19 protein-coding genes are annotated in these 19854 nt (G+C 63.9%); 7 read left to right on the plus strand and 12 right to left on the minus strand.

All coding sequences use genetic code 11. From position 1 onward, the window contains the following. Positions 1-2 precede the first annotated feature (2 nt). The 3 genes from E4K65_RS38165 to E4K65_RS38175 form a co-directional block, all read right to left on the minus strand. Complete coding sequence (locus E4K65_RS38165; RefSeq protein WP_135178480.1) at positions 3-1220, minus strand: NAD(P)/FAD-dependent oxidoreductase; 1218 nt, start codon at positions 1218-1220, stop codon at positions 3-5. A gap of 10 nt (positions 1221-1230) precedes the next feature. Then, the gene (locus tag E4K65_RS38170) at positions 1231-1659 is read right to left on the minus strand and encodes a globin family protein (RefSeq protein WP_027546519.1); all 429 of its coding nucleotides are present in this window, start codon (positions 1657-1659) and stop codon (positions 1231-1233) included. A gap of 120 nt (positions 1660-1779) precedes the next feature. Continuing rightward, positions 1780-3159 carry an MFS transporter gene (locus tag E4K65_RS38175; protein WP_135178481.1) on the minus strand — a complete coding sequence of 460 codons (1380 nt, stop codon included), beginning with the start codon at positions 3157-3159 and terminating at the stop codon, positions 1780-1782. A 96-nt stretch (positions 3160-3255) separates the two neighbouring features. On the opposite strand from E4K65_RS38175, the gene E4K65_RS38180 reads away from it, so the two are divergent. Further along, positions 3256-3522: a hypothetical protein gene (locus E4K65_RS38180; RefSeq protein ID WP_135178482.1), complete on the plus strand. Its 267-nt coding sequence runs from the start codon at positions 3256-3258 to the stop codon at positions 3520-3522. Here the strand turns inward: E4K65_RS38180 and E4K65_RS38185 are convergent. From E4K65_RS38185 to E4K65_RS38195, 3 genes are read right to left on the minus strand one after another with little or no spacing between them, the layout of a single operon-like run. Further along, positions 3498-4292 carry an ABC transporter ATP-binding protein gene (locus tag E4K65_RS38185; protein ID WP_135178483.1) on the minus strand — a complete coding sequence of 265 codons (795 nt, stop codon included), beginning with the start codon at positions 4290-4292 and terminating at the stop codon, positions 3498-3500. The genes E4K65_RS38180 and E4K65_RS38185 overlap by 25 nt on opposite strands. A 12-nt stretch (positions 4293-4304) precedes the next feature. Further along, a complete protein-coding gene (gene ntrB / locus E4K65_RS38190) occupies positions 4305-5201 on the minus strand; it encodes a nitrate ABC transporter permease (RefSeq protein ID WP_135178484.1) in 897 nt (298 codons plus the stop codon). Positions 5202-5260: 59 nt separating this feature from the next. Beyond that, positions 5261-6580 (minus strand): CmpA/NrtA family ABC transporter substrate-binding protein, encoded by a 1320-nt coding sequence (locus E4K65_RS38195; RefSeq protein ID WP_135178485.1) that lies wholly within the window; start codon positions 6578-6580, stop codon positions 5261-5263. Between the two features lie 677 nt (positions 6581-7257). On the opposite strand from E4K65_RS38195, the gene E4K65_RS38205 reads away from it, so the two are divergent. Together E4K65_RS38205 and E4K65_RS38210 are read left to right on the plus strand one after the other, a co-directional pair. After that, entirely contained in the window at positions 7258-8097 is an 840-nt protein-coding gene (locus E4K65_RS38205) for a formate/nitrite transporter family protein (protein WP_135178487.1), read from the plus strand. 61 nt (positions 8098-8158) lie between these two features. After that, positions 8159-9898 carry a bifunctional protein-serine/threonine kinase/phosphatase gene (locus E4K65_RS38210; protein WP_167771496.1) on the plus strand — a complete coding sequence of 580 codons (1740 nt, stop codon included), beginning with the start codon at positions 8159-8161 and terminating at the stop codon, positions 9896-9898. 15 nt (positions 9899-9913) lie between these two features. On the opposite strand, the gene E4K65_RS38215 is transcribed toward E4K65_RS38210, so the two are convergent. Then, positions 9914-10831 (minus strand): intradiol ring-cleavage dioxygenase, encoded by a 918-nt coding sequence (locus E4K65_RS38215; RefSeq protein ID WP_135178488.1) that lies wholly within the window; start codon positions 10829-10831, stop codon positions 9914-9916. Positions 10832-10993: 162 nt separating this feature from the next. Here E4K65_RS38215 and E4K65_RS38220 point away from each other — a divergent pair, with 162 nt between their 5' ends. After that, positions 10994-12268, plus strand: coding sequence for a serine hydrolase domain-containing protein (locus tag E4K65_RS38220; protein WP_135178489.1), 1275 nt, complete (start codon positions 10994-10996; stop codon positions 12266-12268). A gap of 42 nt (positions 12269-12310) precedes the next feature. On the opposite strand, the gene E4K65_RS38225 is transcribed toward E4K65_RS38220, so the two are convergent. The 4 genes from E4K65_RS38225 to E4K65_RS38240 form a co-directional block, all read right to left on the minus strand. After that, positions 12311-13630 (minus strand): TRAP transporter large permease, encoded by a 1320-nt coding sequence (locus E4K65_RS38225; RefSeq protein WP_135178490.1) that lies wholly within the window; start codon positions 13628-13630, stop codon positions 12311-12313. Continuing rightward, the gene (locus E4K65_RS38230; RefSeq protein ID WP_135178491.1) at positions 13627-14142 is read right to left on the minus strand and encodes a TRAP transporter small permease; all 516 of its coding nucleotides are present in this window, start codon (positions 14140-14142) and stop codon (positions 13627-13629) included. Before E4K65_RS38230 ends, E4K65_RS38225 begins: the two co-directional genes overlap by 4 nt. 81 nt (positions 14143-14223) lie before the next feature. Beyond that, positions 14224-15222 carry a TRAP transporter substrate-binding protein gene (locus tag E4K65_RS38235; RefSeq protein ID WP_135178492.1) on the minus strand — a complete coding sequence of 333 codons (999 nt, stop codon included), beginning with the start codon at positions 15220-15222 and terminating at the stop codon, positions 14224-14226. Between the two features lie 380 nt (positions 15223-15602). After that, the gene (locus E4K65_RS38240; protein WP_135178493.1) at positions 15603-15836 is read right to left on the minus strand and encodes a hypothetical protein; all 234 of its coding nucleotides are present in this window, start codon (positions 15834-15836) and stop codon (positions 15603-15605) included. Between the two features lie 139 nt (positions 15837-15975). On the opposite strand from E4K65_RS38240, the gene E4K65_RS38245 reads away from it, so the two are divergent. The 3 genes from E4K65_RS38245 to E4K65_RS38255 all read left to right on the plus strand — a co-directional run bounded on the left by E4K65_RS38245 (position 15976) and on the right by E4K65_RS38255 (position 19381). Then, complete coding sequence (locus E4K65_RS38245) at positions 15976-16320, plus strand: DUF1236 domain-containing protein (RefSeq protein WP_135178494.1); 345 nt, start codon at positions 15976-15978, stop codon at positions 16318-16320. A gap of 347 nt (positions 16321-16667) precedes the next feature. Next, on the plus strand, positions 16668-18125 hold the full coding sequence (locus tag E4K65_RS38250; RefSeq protein WP_135178543.1) for a sensor histidine kinase: 1458 nt from the start codon (positions 16668-16670) through the stop codon (positions 18123-18125). 296 nt (positions 18126-18421) lie between these two features. Beyond that, the gene (locus tag E4K65_RS38255; protein WP_167771483.1) at positions 18422-19381 is read left to right on the plus strand and encodes a helix-turn-helix transcriptional regulator; all 960 of its coding nucleotides are present in this window, start codon (positions 18422-18424) and stop codon (positions 19379-19381) included. 261 nt (positions 19382-19642) lie between these two features. Here the strand turns inward: E4K65_RS38255 and E4K65_RS47885 are convergent, their stop codons facing one another. After that, the gene (locus E4K65_RS47885; protein WP_167771484.1) at positions 19643-19795 is read right to left on the minus strand and encodes a hypothetical protein; all 153 of its coding nucleotides are present in this window, start codon (positions 19793-19795) and stop codon (positions 19643-19645) included. Positions 19796-19854: the final 59 nt, after the last annotated feature.

The following is a 19854-nucleotide window of genomic DNA, read 5'->3' on the forward strand; positions in this document are numbered from 1 at the left end:
TATCAAGCCGCTTTGGAGGGACGCGCGAGCGCGCGGCCGAACATCATGTCGGTACGGATCGCCGCCACCTTGTCGCGGTTGCGGATCAGTTCGAGATACCAGAGCGCATCGACGGTATCGCCGATCAGCACCGCGCCGGTGAGCCGGCCGTCGGCGATGACGAGCTTCTTGTAGGTGCCGCGCCTGCGGTCTGACAGCACGAGGTTCTCGCTGCCCTCCCCGCCCATGAAGTCGCCGGCGGAGAACACGCTGACGCCCGAGACCTTCAGATTGGTCGAGACCACGCTGCCCTGATAAGCGGCGGGCCGGCCGGCGAGATGCCGCGCCAGCACGCGCGCCTGCTCATAGGCAGGCTCGACCAGGCCATAGCAGGTGCCGCGATGCTCGGCGCATTCACCGAGCGCGAAGATGTCGGGTGACGCCGTCTGCATGACGTCGTTGACCACGATGCCGCGGTTGACCGCGATGCCGGCGTCCTTGGCCAGCGCGATGTTGGGCTTGATGCCGGCGGCAAAGATCACGGCATCGGCTTCGATGCGGCTGCCGTCGGCGAGCTCGACGGCTTCGACGTGGCCGTCGCCATGGATGCATTTCGTGCTCGCATTGAGCAGGATGCGGATGCCCTTGCGCTCGACCAGCGTCTTGAGCAGGTCGGCGGCCGGCCCATCGAGCTGGCGCTCCATCAGCCGGTCCATCAGATGCAACAGCGTCACCGGAGCGCCGGCCTTGGCAAGCCCATAGGCCGCCTCCAACCCGAGCAAACCGCCGCCGACCACGACGACGCGCTTCTTCGCCGCCGCAAGCGTCAGCAGCAGGTCGACGTCGCGCGTGTCGCGGAAGGTGTGCACGCCGGCGAGATCGGCGCCCGGCACGTTGAGCCGCAGCGGCGTCGATCCCGTGGCGAGCACGAGCTTGGAATATTCCATGCTCTCCTCGCCCTCGATCTTGAGCTCGCGGCGGCCAGTGTCGATCTCGGTGACGCGGTAGCCGTAGCGCACCGTGACGCCGCGATGGCGCCACCAGTCGGCCGGCCGCAGCTCGATCTCGTGCGAGCCGGTCTCGCCGGCCAGCACCGAGGAGAGCAGCACGCGGTTGTAAGCGAGCCTCGGTTCATCGCCGATAACGGCAACCGCGTAGCGGCCAAGCGCGGTCTTGGCGAGCTCGTCGACCAGACGCGCGGCCGCCATACCGTTACCGACGATGACCAGCGGTTCACTCACAAGGCATCTCCTATTCGGCGGCCTGCGCCTGAGCGCCGTAGGCCTCGGAAATCATGTAGCCGGACAGCACGCCGTAGGCGTCGGTCCAGGCCGTGGCGAGTTCGGGCGTCCAGGCTTCGCCGAGACCCTTCTCCAGGGTCCACAGCAAGGTCGCGCCGACGACGGGATAGTGCTCGGCCTTGGCGCCGTAGGCGACGTGACGCTTGGCAAGTGCCGAGGCCGCGGGGAGAATCGAGTCCAGGTTCGACAGGCCGCCGACGACGGCGGCAAGCATGCCCATCAGCTTCTTGCGCTGCTCGGTCATGTCTTCGGGAAACATCGCGCGCACGGACGGCGCCACCTCGAACAGGCGATCGTAGAACAGCACCGCTGCGGTTTCCGAAATCGGCGCGACCTTGGCGAAGCTCTGCTGGACGAGGGCGATCTGTTCTGACGTCATGGTGTTCTCCTGCCTGTTGGGTTTGTCTTGGTGCGCGCCGTTGCGAACCAGGTTCATGGTCAAACTGTCGGGCAATGCTTCTCCCCGCGTACGGGGAGAAGCGAGATTCATACCAAGCGGTCACACCCTTGCTTCGGCGAGGCTTGGCGCGCCTTCACGCTGCGGGCTGCGACGCAGGTAGAACCACCAGGTCAGACCGAGGCAGGACGCGTAGAAGGCGAGATAGATCGCGAGCGCGAGCTGCGGCCCGCCGGTCAGGGCGATCGACTTGCCGAAACCGCTCGGGATCAGATAGCCGCCGACCGCGCCGACCGCGCCGATGAAGCCAACCGCCGCACCGCTCTCGATGCTCGCCGTCTTCAGGGCGACCGCGCGCGCCGCATCGCCCTTGCCACGCACCTTGAACAGGTTCTGCTCGCGGAAGATCGAGGGGATCATGCGGTAGGTCGAGCCGTTGCCGATGCCCGTCGTCACGAACAGGATCAGGAACATCGACAGGAAGCCGATGAAATCCTTGTGCCCGACGAAATAGAGCACGCCGACGGTGGCGCCCGCCATCACGATGAAGTTCCAGAAGGTGATGACCGAGCCGCCGATCCTGTCGGCCAGCCAGCCGCCGAACGGGCGCGACAGCGAACCGACGAGAGGCCCGAGGAACGCGATCGCGATCGTCACCGACGGAAACTGCGTCTTGATCAGCAGCGGAAACGCCGCGGAGTAGCCGATGAAGGATCCGAACGTGCCAATATAGAGGTACGCCATGATCCAGGTGTGCTTGCGCTTGACCACCGCGAGCTGATTCCCGATCGACGACTTGGCCGTGGTCAGGTTGTTCATGAAGAACACCGCGCCGAACACCGCGATCGCGATCGGGAGCACCCACATCAGGCCGGCGTTCTGCAGGAACACGCCGTCGACGGGGGTTGCCTGGAACAGGTTGATGACCGCGAGCGTCATCAGGATCGGGGTCAGGAGCTGCACGCTGGAGACACCGATATTGCCGCCGGCTGCGTTGAGGCCCAGCGCCCATCCCTTCATCTTGTCCGGGAAGAAGAAGGAGATGTTGGTCATGCTGGAGGCGAAATTGCCGCCGCCGAGACCGGCGGTCGAGGCGATCAGCAGCATCAGCCAGAACGGCGTGTCGGGCTGGCTGACGAAATAGGCGAGCGACAACGTCGGAATGAACAGGATGGCCGCGCTGAAAATGGTCCAGTTGCGACCGCCGAACGTCGTCACCGCGAATGTGTAGGGAAAACGCATCAGCGCGCCGATCAGGCCCGGCACGGCAACGAGCTGGAACAGCTGGTCGGTGGTGTAGTGGAAGCCTGCCTGCGGCAGCTTGGTGGTGACGATGCTCCAGATCAGCCAGACCGAGAAGCCGATATGCTCGGCCACGATCGACCAGATCAGGTTGCGTCGCGCGATAGTCTTGCCAGTTGCGTTCCAGAACGCCTCATCCTCGGGGCGCCAGTCTGAAATCCAGGTCGGATTCTTCGTCATTGAGTATCCCTTCTAGGCTCACCGCTGCGTCGTTGCAGGCTCAGCCTCCAGGCATGGAGGCGCGCTCCGAGGCTTCACCCCGGTGGCGAGTTCACGATGCTGATTGATGATGTTGAGGGACGTCGTCGTTGGCGTCGCGCAAATGCATTTCAATTTCCGTGCCAACTGCGCGCGCTCGGGAAATACAGGGAATTCAGTGGCTTGTTCGAAACGCCCGAAATTTTTGCACGACCATTTCGCACGCAAATTTTGCGTTTCGCTCAATCCCTGTGCGCCGCACAAGGATTGAGCTTGATGTCTCAAAATTGGGCGAGACGCATCACGCACCAACGCTTTGTTTACGCGGCCTCGACGAAGCGATGACGCTCGTAGAGGAATTCGAGCACGCGCTGCCGGCACTTCAAATAGGTGGTGTTGGTGGCGAGCTCGAGCCGCTTGCGGGGACGCGCCAGCGGCACCTCCAGCACCTCGCCGATGCGCGCGCTCGGCCCGTTCGTCATCATCACGATACGGTCGGACAGGAGCACGGCCTCGTCGACGTCGTGGGTGATCATCAGAATGGTGTTGCCGAGCTTCTGGTGCAGCGCCATCACCGAATCCTGCAGATGCGCGCGGGTGAGCGCGTCGAGTGCGCCGAACGGCTCGTCGAGCAGCAGAACCTTCGGCTCCATCGCCAGCGCCCGCGCGATGCCGACGCGCTGCTTCATGCCGCCGGAGATTTCGGAAGGTCGTTTGTCCTTGGCGTGGGCCATCTGCACGAGATTGAGATTGTGCATGACCCAGGCGTCGCGCTCGGCCCGCGTCTTGGTCTTGGCGAAGACCTTGTCGACGCCGAGCCTGACGTTCTCGTAGACCGTGAGCCAGGGCAGCAGGCTGTGGTTCTGGAACACCACGGCGCGATCGGGCCCCGGCGAGTTGACCTCGCGGTTCTCCAGCAGCACGCCGCCAGTCGAGGCGTTGGTCAGCCCTGCGATGATGTTGAGCAGGGTCGACTTGCCGCAGCCGGAATGGCCGATGATCGAGACGTATTGCCCCTTCTCGATCGTCAGACAGATGTCCTTCAGGACCTCCGTGGTGGCGGCGCCGCGGGTAAAAATCTTGTCGATGTGGTCGAGCTTCAGATAGGCGGTCATGTGTCCCTCCCCTCAGTTCATCGCGGTGCCGCGGGTGACGATCTTGCCGAGGCCCGCAATCAGGCGATCGAGCACGAAGCCGACGATGCCGACATAGATCAGAGCCAGGATGATCTCGCTGATGTGCGAGGAGTTCCAGGCGTCCCAGATGAAGAAGCCGATGCCGACGCCGCCGATCAGCATTTCGGCGGCGACGATGGCGAGCCACGACAGACCGATGCCGATGCGCAGGCCGGTGAAGATGTAGGGTGCGGCCGCCGGGATCATGACCTTGCCGAAGAACTCCAGCGGATTGAGCTGCACGACGGCTGCGACGTTGCGATAGTCCTGCGGGATGTTGCGGATGCCGACCGCGGTGTTGATGATGATCGGCCAGATCGAGGTGATGAAGATGACGAAGATCGCCGAGGGCTGGCCGTCGCGGAACGCCGCGAGCGAGAGCGGCAGCCAGGCGAGCGGCGGGATGGTGCGCAAGACCTGGAACAGCGGATCGAGCCCGCGCATCGCCCAGACCGACTGGCCGACCAGCACGCCGAGCGCGATACCGGCGATCGCGGAGAGCGAGTAGCCGAAGGCGACGCGCTGAAGGCTGGCGGAGAGATGCCAGAACAGGCCCTTGTCGATGCCGCCATGGTCGAAGAACGGATCGAGGATCAGCTCCTTGGTGTCCTTGAATACCCGCGACGGCGGCGGCAGTGCCGAGCCGGCGCGGCGGCAGACCAGCTCCCAGACCAGCGTCAGCAGCGCGATCACGACGAGCGGCGGGATGACGCGCACAGCGGTCTCACGCACCATGCGCGCGTAAGCCTCGCTCCGCGGCGGCCGCTTCGGCGTCATCGCGACGACGGGCGCGGCGCTCCCCGCGGGCGTCGCGCTCTCAACCTCAATCTTCGTGGCAGGCATGTTCATCGCTATCTCTCTCCGGCTCCGGGACGATGCGGCCGCCTCGCGGCGGCCGCAGGGCTCCATCAGACTTCGACGCGCTTGATCGCGAGCGACTTCAGATAGGCCGCCGGATTTTCGGGATCGAACACCTTGCCATCGAAGAAGGTCTCCTTGCCGCGCGAGGTGGAGGCCGGGATCTCGGAGGCGGCGACGCCGAGCGTCTTGGCGGCGTCGCGCCACATGTCCTCGCGGTTGACCTTCGCGATCAGCGCCTTGGTGTCGAAGTTCGCCTCGTATTTGCCCCAGCGGATGTCCTCGGTGAGGAACCAGAGGTCGTGGCTCTGGAACGGGTAGGAGGCAAAGTCGCGCCAGTACTTCATGATGTGCGGCGAGTTCTCGACCACCTTGCCGGGGATGCCGTAGTCGAACTTGCCCGAGGTGCGATCGAGCACGTCCTCGACCGGGCAGTTCATCCACTGCCGCTTGCCCATGATGGCGGCGAGCTCGGCCTTGTTCTCGGCCTTGTCGGCCCATTGCTGGGCCTCCATCACGGCCATCAGCAGCGCCTTGGCGGCCTTCGGATATTTGTCGACGAAAGCTGCGCGCATGCCGAAGGATTTTTCCGGATGCTTGTTCCAGAGTTCGCCCGTGTTGATCGCCGTGTAGCCGATGCCCTGGTGGATCAGCTGCAGGTTCCAGGGCTCGCCGACGCAGAAGGCGTCCATGGTGCCGACCTTCATGTTGGCCACCATCTGCGGCGGCGGCACGACGATGGTCTCGATGTCCTTGTCGGGGTCGATGCCGCCGGCGGCGAGCCAGTAGCGGATCCAGAGATCGTGGGTGCCGCCGGGGAAGGTCATCGCAGCCTTCACCGACTTGCCGGAGGCCTTCTTCTTCTCCAGCGCCGCCTTGAACGGCGACGCGTCGACGCCGAGCTTGAGGTCGGCATATTCGTTGGCAACCGAGATGCACTGGCTGTCGAGATTGAGCCGCGCCAGGATGTACATCGGCGTCGGCTGGTTGTTCTGCGTCACCTTGCCGGCCGAGATCAGATACGGCATCGGGGTGAGGATGTGGGCGCCGTCGATGCCGTTGCCTTCGGAGCCGAGCACGAGGTTGTCGCGCGTCGTGCCCCAGGAGGCCTGCTTCTGCACGTCAGTGTCAGGCATGCCGTATTTGGCGAACAGGCCCTTGTCCTTGGCGACGAAGAGCGGACCGGCGTCGCTGAGCGCGATGAAGCCGAGCTTGGCGCCCTTGACCTCGGGGCCTGCGTCCTGCGCGAACGCGCCGGCGGGGAAATTGAGCTTGGCGGCGGCAAGAAGGGCAGCGGTGCTGCCGGTGGCCTTCAACAATTGACGGCGGCTGAGGCCAGTCTCGGAGGGCCGGCGGATGCGCTTGGTCATCGGTGATGTCGTCCTTTTGCGTCGTTGCGAATGATTGCGTCAGTGCGCACGAGCAGCCCGTCCGTCCGTGACGCCCGAAAAAGGCGCATGCGAACGCGCGACGGGGGGACCCCCGTCTGGTGGCGTCAGCAAAATCGGATGAGAAGTCTCGCGGGACGGCTTCAATGGCGTCGGCTTGGAACTATTCAAGCTTCATGCCAAGCGCCGGACCTCAGAAAGCTATGATAATTCAACACGTTATATGCGCCGCGCCAGTCTGTCGCAGGGTTGTTGCGCACGCGAAATTTGCGGACTGCTCATTTCTTGTGCGTCGCACAAATCTTATGCAGTCGCCTAAGCAAAAGGCCGCCGAGCGGACAAAAGCCCGATCAAGGCACGCACCATCCATTTGAAATCGCTTACGTTTTCTATCACACCCAAGCGGCACGCGACTTGCATTTCCATTGGCGTCAACGAAGACTGCGGCTTGCCGCATTGTTGCAGCCTCTGGCGGCTGCAAACCGGAAGCTCAACTGCTTCGCGGCCCTTCTCGGCTCAGTCGTCGTGACGCGATTCCCAAGGCTTCCAGACCTCCATAGCCCTCGTGCGCGGCAGAGCTGTCCGCACGGCTCAAGACGTTCAGCCGCGCTCTCTCTGGGGGCGTGTCGATCTCACTTACGAAGCAAAAGGAACCATTGATGTCGTATCTCGCGCCTTCGGAATTCGTCACCAAGATGGTGGATGCGGGCGAGTCCAAGATCTTCATGTCCACCCGGGATACCATCATCCGGGCCTATATGGCCGGCGCCATCCTCGCGCTGGCGGCCTGGTTCGCCGTCACGATCAACGTGAACACCGGCCAGCCGCTGGTCGGCGCGCTGCTGTTTCCGGTCGGCTTCGTCATGCTGTACCTGCTCGGCTTCGACCTCTTGACCGGCGTGTTCGTGCTCTCGCCGCTCGCCCTGATCGACAAGCGCCCGGGCGTCACCTTTGGCGGCGTGCTGCGCAACTGGGGCCTCGTCTTCGTCGGCAACTTCGCCGGCGCCTTCACCGTGGCTTTCATGATGGCGTTCGTCACGACCTTCGGCTTCACGCAGGACCCCGACAAGGTCGGCGCGGCCATCGGCAATATCGGTGAGGGCCGAACGCTCGGCTATGCCGCGCACGGCGCCGCCGGCATGGCGACGCTGTTCCTGCGCGGCATGCTCTGCAACTGGATGGTCTCGACCGGCGTCGTCGGCGCCATGATCTCGACCTCGGTCCCCGGCAAGGTCATCGCGATGTGGATGCCGATCCTGGTGTTCTTCTACATGGTGTTCGAGCACTCCGTGGTGAACATGTTCCTGTTCCCGTCGGGCCTGATGCTGCACGCGAAGTTCTCGATCATGGACTACCTGATCTGGAACGAGATCCCGACCGTGCTCGGCAACCTCGTCGGCGGCCTCGCCTTCACCGGCATGACGCTCTACGCCACGCACGTCATGACCCTGCCGAAGCGCCAGGCCGGCAAGACCACGCGGCCCCGTGTCGCGGCCTGATCAAACAACGTCTCGACAGGGGAGCCTCGCCCGAGCAGGGTGAGGCTCCCCCTTGCCGGTGATGACGATGACCCGCGGACTCCTGATTTCGATCGGCCAGCACTCCGACAGGGGTCGCAAGTCCGTCAACCAGGATTTTCACGGCGTCCTGATTCCGGAGGAGCCGCTGCTCAGCCTGAAGGGCATCGCGGCGGTTCTCGCCGACGGCATCTCCAGCAGCACGGTGAGCCAGATCGCCAGCGAGTCGGCGGTCAAAAGCTTCCTGATGGACTATTACTGCACGTCGGAATCCTGGACGGTGAAGACCTCCGCCCGCCGCGTGCTCGACGCGACCAATTCCTGGCTGCACGCGCAGACGCGCAAGAGCCAATATGCCTATGACCGCGACAAGGGCTATGTCTGCACCCTCAGCGCGATGGTTATCAAGGCGACCACCGCGCACATCCTCCATGTCGGCGACTGCCGCATCTACCGCGTCGCCGGCAAGGCGCTCGAGCAGCTGACCGACGATCACCGCATCATCGTGTCGTCGGAGCAGACCTATCTCGGCCGCGCGCTCGGCATCAACCCGCAGCTCGAGATCGACTACCAGACGGTCGAGATCGAGGCCGGTGACACCTTTATCCTGGCAACCGACGGCGCCTACGAATTCGTCGATGCGCGCTTCATCACGAGCGCGCTCAACGAGCATGCAGCCGAGCTCGACGTCGCCGCGAAGGCGATCGTGGACGAAGCGTACCGGCGCGGCAGCGACGACAACATCACCGTCCAGATCCTCCGCATCGACGCAGTGCCGCAGCGCGACTCGGCCGGTATCTTCAATCAGACCTTCGAACTGCCGCTTCCTGCGCTGCCCGAGCCGCGGGCGATGTTCGACGGCTACAGGATCGTCCGCGAGATTCACGGCAGCAGCCGCAGCCACATCTACCTTGCCGTCGATGCGGAGACCGAGGAGCCGGTCGCGCTCAAGCTGCCGTCGATCGACCTGCGCGACAATGCCGCCTATCTCAAGCGCTTCCTGATGGAGGAGTGGATCGCACGCCGCATCGACAGCCCGCACGTGCTGAAGCCGCTGTCACAATCGAGACGGCGCAGCTACCTCTACGTCGCGACCGAGTTCATCGAGGGGCAGACCCTGAGGCAGTGGATGCTCGACAACCCGCGTCCCGATCTGGAGACGGTCCGCAGGATCGTCGAGCAGATCGCCACGGGGCTTCGCGCCTTCCACCGCATGGAGATGCTGCACCAGGACCTCAGGCCCGACAATGTCCTGATCGACAAGACCGGCACCGCGAAGATCATCGACTTCGGATCGGTCAGGGTCGCGGGCGTCGCCGAGGCGTCGCCGAAATCGGCAGACGAGGAAATTCTCGGCACGGTCCAATATACGGCTCCGGAATACTTCCTCGGCGAGGGTGGCTCGCCGCGGTCCGATATGTTTTCGCTGGCCGCCATTTGCTATCACATGCTCACCGGACATCTCCCCTATGGCGCCCAGCTCGCCAAAATCCGGGGAAGATCGGACGCGTGGAAATTGAGATATCGCCCGGCCATCGATGCCGAGCGGGGCATCCCGGGATGGATCGACGGCGCGCTCAGGAAAGCGCTGCATCCCGATCCCTACAAGCGCCACGAGGACCTCTCCGAATTCGTCTTCGAACTCAGGAATCCCAATCCGGCCTATCTCGCCACGCGGACCACGCCTCTTCTGGAGCGCAACCCGCTGCTGTTCTGGAAGCTGACCACGGCGATCCTGGCCTGCACGGTCATCGCGCTGCTCGCGGCACTTCGGCTGCGATAGCCGGACAAGGTCGGGTCAGGCCGGCTCCGCCGCCTTCACCCCGAGCGGTTTCGGCGCCATGCCGCCGCCGGGCTTGAGGTGGAATTCGTAGGTCATCAGGTGCCACGGCCCACTTGCCTTGGAGCCGTCGGGCATCGCGGGATCGGTGCGCGGCTCGACCTTGGCGACGAGGTCGTCCTTGACGCCGAACACCACGTCGGAATCGAGATATTTGTCGCCGTCCATGAAGACATGCGTGATCAGCGGCTCGTAGCCCTTCGCATTGACGAGGAAGTGTACATGGGCCGGACGCATCGGATGGCGATTGGTCTGCACGATCATCTCGCCGACAGGGCCATCGGTCGGGATCGGGTAGCTGCACGGCAGGATGGTGCGGAAGAAGAAGCGGCCGTCGCCGTCCGTGATGAAGCGCGCCCGCGCCGAGGCGCCGACCTCGTCATAGTTCGGCTTCTGTGAATCGTAGAAGCCGTCGTCGTCGGCATGCCAGACGTCGACGGGAACGCCCGCGAGCGGCTTGCCCTTCAAGTCCGTGACGCGGCTCTGCACGAACATCCGCTCGCCGGCTTGATTGTTCGGCGAGATGTCGGTGCCGTGCGCGGTCACCTTGTGCTCGCCGACATAGAACGGGCCGAGCACCGTGGTCTGGGTCGCGCCCTCGCGATCCCTGTGGTTGACCGCGTCCACCAGCATGGAGACGCCGAGCACGTCGGAGAGCAGGATGAACTCCTGCCGGGTGTCGGTGCATTTGTGGCCGGTGCGGGTCAGGAAATCGATGGCGTATTCCCACTCCTCGAAGGTGAGACCGGTCTTGCTCACGTAATCGTGCAGCGACTTCACCAGTTCCTGGAGCAGGAATTTTGCACGCGGGTTCGGCGTCTGGTCAAAGCTGCGGACGACGGCTTCGGTGAGCTCGGTCTCGTTGAACTGGGTCATGGTGCGTTTGCCCTGAGTTTTCTCGTTGGCCCGGATGGGCTCCTTGGAGGCGTTCCAGAGTGCAGCCTACACCAGTCGGCGGGGCCGCGTTAAGCGCAACCGGCTTGGAATGGGGCCGGCATTTCGCTATCAACTTTCCGACAAAACGCCCCGGAGGAACTGATGCTCGCCCCCACCCCCGCCTCGCCCGAATCCGTCGGCATGTCCAAGGCTGCGCTCGACCGCGTCGATGCGCATCTGAAACGCCGCTACATCGATGCCGGCCGTTTCCCGGGCACGCATCTCTTGGTCTATCGCCGCGGCAAGGTCGCCCACAGCTCGGTGCAGGGCCTTGCCGATGTCGAGCGCAAGGTGCCGGTCAAGGACGACACCATCTACCGCATCTATTCCATGACCAAGCCGCTCACCAGCGTCGCTTTCATGATGCTGGTCGAGGAAGGCCTCGTCGCGATCGACGAGCCTGTCGCCAAATACATTCCGGAATGGAAGGATCTCGGCGTGTTCGTCGCCGGCACCGCGCCGGCCTTCCTGACCCGGCCGCCGTCCCGGCCGATGCTGATCGTCGATCTGTTGCGCCACACCTCCGGGCTGACTTACGGCTTCCAGCAGCGCTCCAATGTCGATGCCGCCTATCGCACCGAGAAGATCGGCGAGGTCGAGAAGTCCGGCACGCTCCAGACCATGATCGAGGCGCTCGCGAAAATCCCGCTGGAGTTCTCGCCGGGCGAATCCTGGAACTACTCGGTCGCGACCGACGTGCTGGGCTACCTCGTCGGCAAGATTTCCGGCATGCCGTTCGAGCAGTTCCTGAAAACACGCATTCTCGATCCGCTCGGCATGACCGACACAGATTTCCACGTGCCAGCGTCGAAAGCCCATCGCTTTGCCGCCTGCTATTCGGCGGACCCGGGCGGCGGCATGACCTTCCACGCCGGCCAGCGCCGCGAGGGCCTGACGCTTCAGGACGATCCGGCGACGAGCTCGTTCCTGTCACCGCCCTCGTTCGTCTCCGGCGGCGGCGGCCTGTGCTCGACGGTTGCGGACTATCTCACCTTCTGCCGCGCGCTGCTCAATGGCGGCGAGCTCGGCGGCGTCAGGCTGATCGGACCGAAGACGCTGGCTCTGATGACGACCAACCATATTCCGGGCGGCCGCTTCCTCCCCGAGGTATCGCGCTCGCTGTTCTCGGAAGCCACCTATAACGGCATCGGATTCGGCCTCGGCTTTGCCGTGACGATGCGCCCGGCCGAGACGCTGATCGCCGGCAGCCCCGGCGAATACAATTGGGGCGGCGCGGCCACGACCTCGTTCTGGATCGACCCGGCCGAGGAGCTGATCACCATCTTCATGACGCAGGTGCTGCCCTCGAGCGCCTACCCGCTCCGGCGCGAGCTGCGCAGCATGGTGTACGCCGCGATCACCGAGAGCAATCTGTAAGACAAACGAAATGATCCCGCGGCTCCGGGGCCGCGGGATCGTTCACTTCAGCATCTCCGGCACGATCAGACGCGGCAGGAACAGCGACACCTCCGGCCACACGATGAGGGCCGCCAGCACGACCAGCATCGGCACCAGCATGATCGCGGTGTCCTTTATCGCATAGCGCAGCCGCACGCCCGCAACCGCGCAGGCGATCATCAGGCACAATCCGTAAGGCGGCGTCACCAGCCCGAACGCCAGCGACACGATCGAGATGATCGCGAACTGGACGGGGTGCAGATCGACGGACTTGGCCAACGGCTCCAGCACGGTGCCCACGATCACGATCGCCGGAATGGCGTCGAGAAAGCAGCCGACGACCAGGAAGCAGAATGCAATGAAGAAGCCGGCTGCAATCGGTCCCATGCCCCAGGTCGAGACGTTGGCCAAAAGCTCCTGCGGAATCTTGTAGTAGGCCAGCAACCAGCCGAACGCGCTCGCGGTGCCGACGCAGAACAACGCAACGCCGGCAAGGCGTCCCGTATCAAGCAGGGCCCTGTACAGTTCGCGCCAACCGGTCTCGCGATAGAAGAACGCCGACAACGCCACGGAATAGAGCACCGCAACGCAGGCGGATTCGGTCGCGGTGAACCATCCGAGCAGGATGCCGCCGACGATGATGAACGGCGTCATCAGCGCCGGTATCGACCGCCAGATCGCGCAGCGCATGTCCCGCCAGCTATCCTTCGGATAGGTCGGATAGCCCCGGCGCACCGCGTAGACATGCACGGTCGCCATCTGGGCGCCGGCGATCAGGAGACCCGGCACGATGCCGGCCAGGTACATCGCGGCAATCGAGGTCGAGATCAGCCCGCCCCACACGATCATCAGGATCGAGGGCGGGATGATGACTGCCAGCACCGCCGATACAGCCGTGATCGCGATGGAGAACGAGAGGTCGTAGCCTTCCTTGGTCTGGGCATCGATGAAGATCTTCGACTGGCTCGCCGCGTCGGCAGTCGAGGAGCCGGAGATGCCCGCGAAGAACACCGAGAGCACGACGTTGATCTGCGCCAGCGATCCCGGCCAGTGTCCGACCATCGATCGCGACAGCGCGACCAGCCGGTCGGTGATGCCGCCGATGCTCATCAGATTGGCGGTGAGCAGGAAGAACGGCACCGCCAGCAGGATGAACGAATTATAGGCGTTGAAGGTTTCCTGCGCGAGCGTCATCAGCGACAGATGCGGCTCGATCAGCAGGATCGGCACGCAGGCAAGGCCAAGCGCGAAGGCGACCGGCACGCGAATGACGAGCAGGCCGATGAAAACCCCGAACAGAACCGCCGCGGCCTGTCCGGCAGAAAGAACATTCCCCGTCATTGCTTCGCCCCAACCAGAATGCGCATTTCGTCGAGTATCTGCTCGCCCGCAAACACGATCCACGTCACGCCGGCCACCGGCCAGGCGACGTGGATCAGCCAGAGCGGCAGATCAGCCAACTCCGACGTCCTGTTCCAGGCAAACCGTGTGAATTCGAGACCGGCCCACACAAACACAAATGCAAGCGCCAGCACGCCGAGACGGGCGAGGATTCGCACCAGAGCCTCCGACCGACGCGACAGATCGGGCCAGACGTCGACCTCGAAATGCTGCGACTCCCGGATTCCGACCATGGCGCCGATCATGATGGTCCAGACGAACAGGAAGCGCGCCATCTCCTCCGTCCAGATGTAGGAGGGAATGAGCGGGGTGTAGCGCGATATGATCTGCAGCGTCACCGGGATGACGAGAATGCCGACACATGCTGCGAGCAGGATTTCGAGCAATTTCGCATAGGCCGCCGTCGCTCGGCGCCATAGCGACGGGGTCGCCGCAACAGGTATTTCGGTCATTGGAGCTCCGCGGTGGCAATCATCACCAAAGGGGCAAGCCGCAAGGCTTGCCCCGATATTCCGTCGGTCGACATCGAGCGGTCAGGCGACGTTGATCTTCTCGAAAATGCCTTCCGCGCCGATTTCCTTGGCGTAGGTGGCCATCACGGGGTCGGCGAGTTTCTTCATGGCGTCCCGCTCCTCGAAGGGAACGCGCTTGAGCTTGCCGGCCTTCTCGAGCGTGTCGAGCTTGACCACCTCTTCGCTCGACTCGAGCTGACGGCCGTAGTCGCCGGCCTCCTTGCCGGCCTTCATGATCGCGTCCTGCAGATCCTTCGGCAACGTCTTCAGCGTCTTCACCGAGAAGCAGATCGGCCGGATCGACACGGCGTGCTGGGTCAGGTTGAGATGCGGCGCCACCTCGTAGAACTTCATCGCCTCGACGCCGGCGGCCTCGTTTTCGCCGGCCGAGATCACGCCGTTCTGGATCGCGTTGTAGATTTCGTTATAGGCGATCACCGTCGGGCTCATGCCGACGGCCGCGAAGGTCTTCGACCAGATCGGCGCGCCCTGCACGCGAACCTTGAGGCCCTTGAGATCGGCGAGATTCCTGAGCGGCTTGTTGGCGAAGATGTTGCGGATGCCGCCGCCGGAATAACCGATCAGGACGACCTCGGCTTTCGCCGCGACCTCGTCGGCGATCGGCGCCAGGATATTGGCTTCGACGACCTTGTTCATGTGCTCGATGCCCTTGAACACGAAGGGCGCATCGATGAACGGAGCCGCCTTGGCGAAGGTCGACATGTGAGCCGGCGAGACGATGCCGTAATCGACCGCTTTGCCCTGCGACATGTACTCGAAATACTGTTTCTCGAGGCCGAGCGAGGAGTTCCTGTGCAGGGTGAAGTTGACGGGCTTGCCGTAGTACTTCTTGACCAGCTCTTCGAACCGGATCAGTGCCCGGTTGAAGGCGTGGTCGTCGTTGAACTGGACCGCGCCGTTCAGCGTGATCGGCGCTTGCGCCTTGAGGATCGACGGCATGCCGATCGTAGCCGCCGCAGTGGTCGCACCGATACCAGCGAGAAATGATCTTCGCTTCATCGTCTCCCTCCCTATGTTGCTCCGCCCCTGTAACCGGAGCGTGAGCGCGGCCGGCATACGGCCAGCGTTCGAGGAGGGTATGAAAAACGACGGCGGGACGGAAGCCAATTCGGATGCGCTGGAGGTACTCTTCGTCGCAGGGCCACTCCTGCGCGACCTGTTGCACTGCAACTCGCGCTCCTCTGGCGCGCGGCAGGCCGCATGGACGGCCCCCCTCCCCCAGGAGACGGAAGACTTGCGGACCCCGTGCGCTGCACGCAGAGATCCGCTCGCCTTCCGCTATAGACCTAGTGCATGTGACCAATCAAATAAATGCCGCCACCGATCACCAACACAGCCGGCACGGCCCACAAAATGAGGACTGGCATTTGTCGTCCTCCTCAGTTTGACGTGCAGACCTTGACGGTCTTCATGCCGCTCTCGGCTTCGGTGCGCGACTTGTAGATCATGCCCGACGGGCTGACGACGGTCACGGACGTGTCCGTCGGCTTCTTGTCGACGATTGTACACTTCTTCGTCTTGACGTCCTGGACGACATAGAACTCGTCGGCCGCGAACGCCGGCAGGGACAATGCAGCAAGCATCAATGCTGCAGATGCGATCTTCAGCTTCATTTTATCCTCCTCCAGTCGCCGGACGTTTCCAGCCCGGCAGGTTCACCAACGGGAAGAAACGGCAATTCGTTCCTAAGCAGGAGGAACGCCGTCCACAGTGAGGTGTTGACGCCGCACTTATTCCAGCGAGGAGGACAAGATGAAGAAGCTGTTTCTGCTTTCCGCCGCGGCGGCGATGATCTCGACTGGCGCGTTCGCGCAGTCCACCGTGGTGACGACCACCGGAACCGGGCACGCGGCCGCCGTTCAGATCGAGCCGGAATACCGAACCAGGATCAAATCCTACGTCACCGAACATCGCGTTCGTCCCGTGACGATGAAAGAGAAGATCATCGTCGGCGCGACGGTGCCGAACGACGTCGAGCTCGAGGCAGTTCCTTCCGACTGGGGACCCTCGCTCACCAAGTACCGCTACGTCTATTCCGGCGAGCGCGTGATGTTGGTGGATCCGGGCTCCCGAACGGTCGTTCAGGAAATCGACTGATAGGACGTGATGGAGGGGGGCCGCCTCAAGGACGGCCACCCTCCCGGAGTTGACGATGAAATCGCATCGAGAGGCCCGGATCGCCGGTGTCAGCCTGGCGGCCATCTACGCCATATGCCTGTTGCTGGCCGCAATCGGCATGACCTGAAGCGCGGACCGCCGCGACCGCGTTGCAACGCTTCCCTTCTCTGATCTGCGCGCTGAACGCAAAAATCATGGCGCAGCGCAAGTCCTGACCGTATGGTCTGACAAAATCATAAGCCGGCGCCGTCGCGCTGGAATCGGGACGACCGCGTTTGTCAAAGTTCACCCTGCCGGTCCGGCTCGCTCTCCTGGTCACGGGAACGATGTTGCCGCTGATCGTCTTCGCCGTTGGCATCGCCGTCTACAACTACAAGCAGGACCGCAGCGACGCGACCCGCCGCGTGCTGGAGAACGTGCGCAGCATGCGCCTGGTGCTGGATTCCGAGGTGCAGCGGATGACCGGCGGCTTGCAGGTGCTCGCGCTGACGAACTCGCTGCGCAACGACGACTTCCCGAACTTTCGCCGCATCGCGCTCGGCTTCCTCGAGCAGTATGGCAAGGGCGGCCTGGTGCTGATCTCCGACCGCAAGGGCCGGCTGCTGTTCTCCTCGGCGACGGAGGACACCGCGAGCCTGCCACCGCGCGGCAATCTGGAGATCGTCGAGAAGGTGTTTGCGACCAGGACGCCGCAATATTCCGACCTGTTCACCGGCCCGCTCAATGGGCGACAGGTTCTCACCGTCGAGGTGCCGGTGCTTCGCAACGGCGAGGTGATCTACGACCTCTGCTTCAGCCCGCCGGTCAGCATCTTTCAGGATCTGGTGGAGAAGCAGCGCCCGGACCGGCAATGGACGGTAAGCCTGCTCGATGCCAAGGGCATCGTGTTCGCGCGCGCGCCGAACCCCAGCGAGACATTCGGCAAGCGCGCTTCGCCGTCGCTTTACACCGAGATGTTCCGCAGCAACGAGGCGGCGCTTCCGACCGTGTCGCTCGACGGCGTCGCGCTCGCCGCCGCCTACACCCGTTCCGGGCTGACGGGCTGGACCGTGGCTGCCGGCGTCGCCGAGAGTTCGCTGATCGCCCCGCTCTGGCGCAACATCGCCATCACCAGCCTGATCGGCGGCATCCTGCTGCTGACCGGCCTCACCTTTGCGGTCCGCATGGCGACAACGATCGCGCGCGGCGAGATGCTGCACGATCTGCTGATCGAGGAGCTCAACCACCGCGTCAAGAACACGCTGGCCTTGATGCAGGCGATCGCGGTGCAGACCTTCCGCAGCGCGAGCCGCGAGGAGCGGGCCAAGTTCGAGGGCCGCCTCGGCGCGCTCGCCGAGGCGCACAATCTGCTCAGCCAGGAGAAATGGGCCGGCTCGGAACTGAAGGATGTGATCGCGCGCGCGGTCCAGCCGTTCCTGCCCAACGCGCCCGAGCGCATCCGGATGAACGGTCCCGCGGTGCCGCTGTCGCCGCGGCTTGCCGTGGTGCTGTCGATGATCGTGCACGAGATCGCCACCAACGCCGCGAAATACGGCGCGCTGGCCAACGAGACCGGCCGGGTGACGCTGGAGTGGGAGGTCATCGCCGACACACCGAAGCCGTGGCTACGGCTGATCTGGACCGAGATCGGCGGACCGCCGGTGACGGAGCCGGTGCGGCGTGGCTTCGGCTCGCGCCTGATCGAGCGCAGCGCCCGCGACCAGCTCGGCGGCGAGGCAACCGTCGATTTTCTGCCGCGCGGCGTGGTCTGCACGGTGACCTGCACGCTGGACGAGGCGCGGTGAATCCAACCGGATGATCATCACCAATGCCGGACTTGCTCGTTAGAGCGATGGCCATGTGACGGCCTGCCGCATTTTTTGGCATGAAGCGTCTTTCACAAGATCTCCGTTCAAGACCTCGACAACTCGCCGCCTCCCGTCGTGCGTTTCCGAAAACGCGCGCCTGCCCGGAGCAGGATCGGACAAAGCATGGCCGCTTCAGGAAAGACGCCATGCCCTCGCGCACATAGAACACGCGCCGACCCGTACAAATACGGGCCCCTGATTTGAAACCAGAGGCAATCAGGAGAACCCACACAATGACCGGGAACACTGCACTCATGCGCAATCCCTCGCACAGGGGCCTGCCACCCGTACCCGGCGCACAGCCCGACGATGGTACGACGCACGAACGGCGCGCCGCGGACGCGGAGATGGCGCGGGTGCTCAGGACCGAACCGGCTCGCATGGCGCTGGACTCCTCCGGAGCCGGCATCGCCCACTGGAAACACGATCCATTGCACGACGTCGTGGAGCCCATGAGCCACCATGTGATCATGGCATACAACGGCGTGATGCAGCGCATGGAGCGACGGTCGGGAAAATCGGTTGCGATCGGCACGTTTCGTCCTGGCGTCGTGATCATCATTCCTGAAGGATCGAGCTCCCGATGGGATATTCCGAAGCCTGTCGATGTGGTCCAGCTCTATCTTCCGAATGCAACACTAAAGCGCGTTGCCGACGAAGCCGGGACCGACAAACCGGCCGACCTGCTGGAGCGGACGGCGCATCCCGATCCCATTACGTCCAGACTGCTCTTGAGCGCAGCGGATGCGCTGGGGGGCAACGGAGCCCTCGATACGTTGTTCCGTCATCAGCTGACGGATCTTCTGGCCACCCGCCTGCTGGTAGCCCACACGGGTTCGCCAACCACGCTCCAACCGACCATGGGTGGGCTGTCGCCGAAGGTCCTGCTCCGTGCGATCGAACGGTTGCGCTCGGACAGCGATGCGGACGTCTCGCTCGATGCGCTGGCTTCCGATGCCGGCCTCTCGCGCTTTCACTTCTGCCGTGCCTTCAAGGAAAGCACCGGGCTCTCGCCGCATGCCTGGCTGCGCCAGCACCGGCTCGAGCAGGCCATGAACATGCTGCGAGACAGCGACGAATCGGTGGTCTCGATCGCCGCGGCGCTCGGCTATTCCTCGCAGACCGCCTTCGCCGCGGCGTTCAAGAAGCTGATGGGAGAAACGCCGAGCGATTGGCGCAGGCGCATGCGTTAGCAGCAATCTCTCGACAGGGACGGCAATCGCTCTGGGGCAGTCGGATATCTGGTTCGCTAAACATCTCGGCATCGCACCACGACGCGGACGGAGACCAACGATGGACTGGAAACACCTTGCAATCGCACCGCGACGGAAAGCCATCGCGACGGCGCTGATGTACGGACTCTCACTGAGCGTGCGTTTCACATCGCCAACAGCCGAAGAAGCGCCGCTACAGGCTGCGCAAAGCGCCAGTCCCGCGACGTCGATCCTGATCAATCAGACCTGGCTGAGGAAGCCCATGGTGCCCGTGGCTCTGCGTGGCTGGCCATCGGGCTCGAGAAGCTGCCAGGCGGCCTGTGAGGGACCTGCGCTGCTGTCCTCACTGCCGAACTGCGCCGCGCCGTAGCGGTCCCGCGGCCTCAGTTTCACCTCTTCGCCTCATCGCCGATCGCAACAGGCCCTGCCGACACCAGGCGGCGGCGATGGCG

It is taken from the genome of Bradyrhizobium niftali, assembly GCF_004571025.1.
GTDB classification, from domain to species: domain Bacteria; phylum Pseudomonadota; class Alphaproteobacteria; order Rhizobiales; family Xanthobacteraceae; genus Bradyrhizobium; species Bradyrhizobium niftali.

Excerpts from the sequence above, each read along its gene's own strand:
- E4K65_RS38170 (WP_027546519.1), bottom strand. The coding sequence starts at position 1,659 with ATGACGTCAGAACAGATCGCCCTCGTCCAGCAGAGCTTCGCCAAGGTC.
- E4K65_RS38175 (WP_135178481.1), bottom strand. The coding sequence starts at position 3,159 with ATGACGAAGAATCCGACCTGGATTTCAGACTGGCGCCCCGAGGATGAG.
- E4K65_RS38180 (WP_135178482.1), top strand. The coding sequence starts at position 3,256 with ATGCTGATTGATGATGTTGAGGGACGTCGTCGTTGGCGTCGCGCAAAT.
- E4K65_RS38185 (WP_135178483.1), bottom strand. The coding sequence starts at position 4,292 with ATGACCGCCTATCTGAAGCTCGACCACATCGACAAGATTTTTACCCGC.
- ntrB (WP_135178484.1), bottom strand. The coding sequence starts at position 5,201 with ATGAACATGCCTGCCACGAAGATTGAGGTTGAGAGCGCGACGCCCGCG.
- E4K65_RS38195 (WP_135178485.1), bottom strand. The coding sequence starts at position 6,580 with ATGACCAAGCGCATCCGCCGGCCCTCCGAGACTGGCCTCAGCCGCCGT.
- E4K65_RS38205 (WP_135178487.1), top strand. The coding sequence starts at position 7,258 with ATGTCGTATCTCGCGCCTTCGGAATTCGTCACCAAGATGGTGGATGCG.
- E4K65_RS38210 (WP_167771496.1), top strand. The coding sequence starts at position 8,159 with ATGACGATGACCCGCGGACTCCTGATTTCGATCGGCCAGCACTCCGAC.
- E4K65_RS38215 (WP_135178488.1), bottom strand. The coding sequence starts at position 10,831 with ATGACCCAGTTCAACGAGACCGAGCTCACCGAAGCCGTCGTCCGCAGC.
- E4K65_RS38220 (WP_135178489.1), top strand. The coding sequence starts at position 10,994 with ATGCTCGCCCCCACCCCCGCCTCGCCCGAATCCGTCGGCATGTCCAAG.
- E4K65_RS38225 (WP_135178490.1), bottom strand. The coding sequence starts at position 13,630 with ATGACGGGGAATGTTCTTTCTGCCGGACAGGCCGCGGCGGTTCTGTTC.
- E4K65_RS38230 (WP_135178491.1), bottom strand. The coding sequence starts at position 14,142 with ATGACCGAAATACCTGTTGCGGCGACCCCGTCGCTATGGCGCCGAGCG.
- E4K65_RS38235 (WP_135178492.1), bottom strand. The coding sequence starts at position 15,222 with ATGAAGCGAAGATCATTTCTCGCTGGTATCGGTGCGACCACTGCGGCG.
- E4K65_RS38240 (WP_135178493.1), bottom strand. The coding sequence starts at position 15,836 with ATGAAGCTGAAGATCGCATCTGCAGCATTGATGCTTGCTGCATTGTCC.
- E4K65_RS38245 (WP_135178494.1), top strand. The coding sequence starts at position 15,976 with ATGAAGAAGCTGTTTCTGCTTTCCGCCGCGGCGGCGATGATCTCGACT.
- E4K65_RS38250 (WP_135178543.1), top strand. The coding sequence starts at position 16,668 with ATGTTGCCGCTGATCGTCTTCGCCGTTGGCATCGCCGTCTACAACTAC.
- E4K65_RS38255 (WP_167771483.1), top strand. The coding sequence starts at position 18,422 with ATGACCGGGAACACTGCACTCATGCGCAATCCCTCGCACAGGGGCCTG.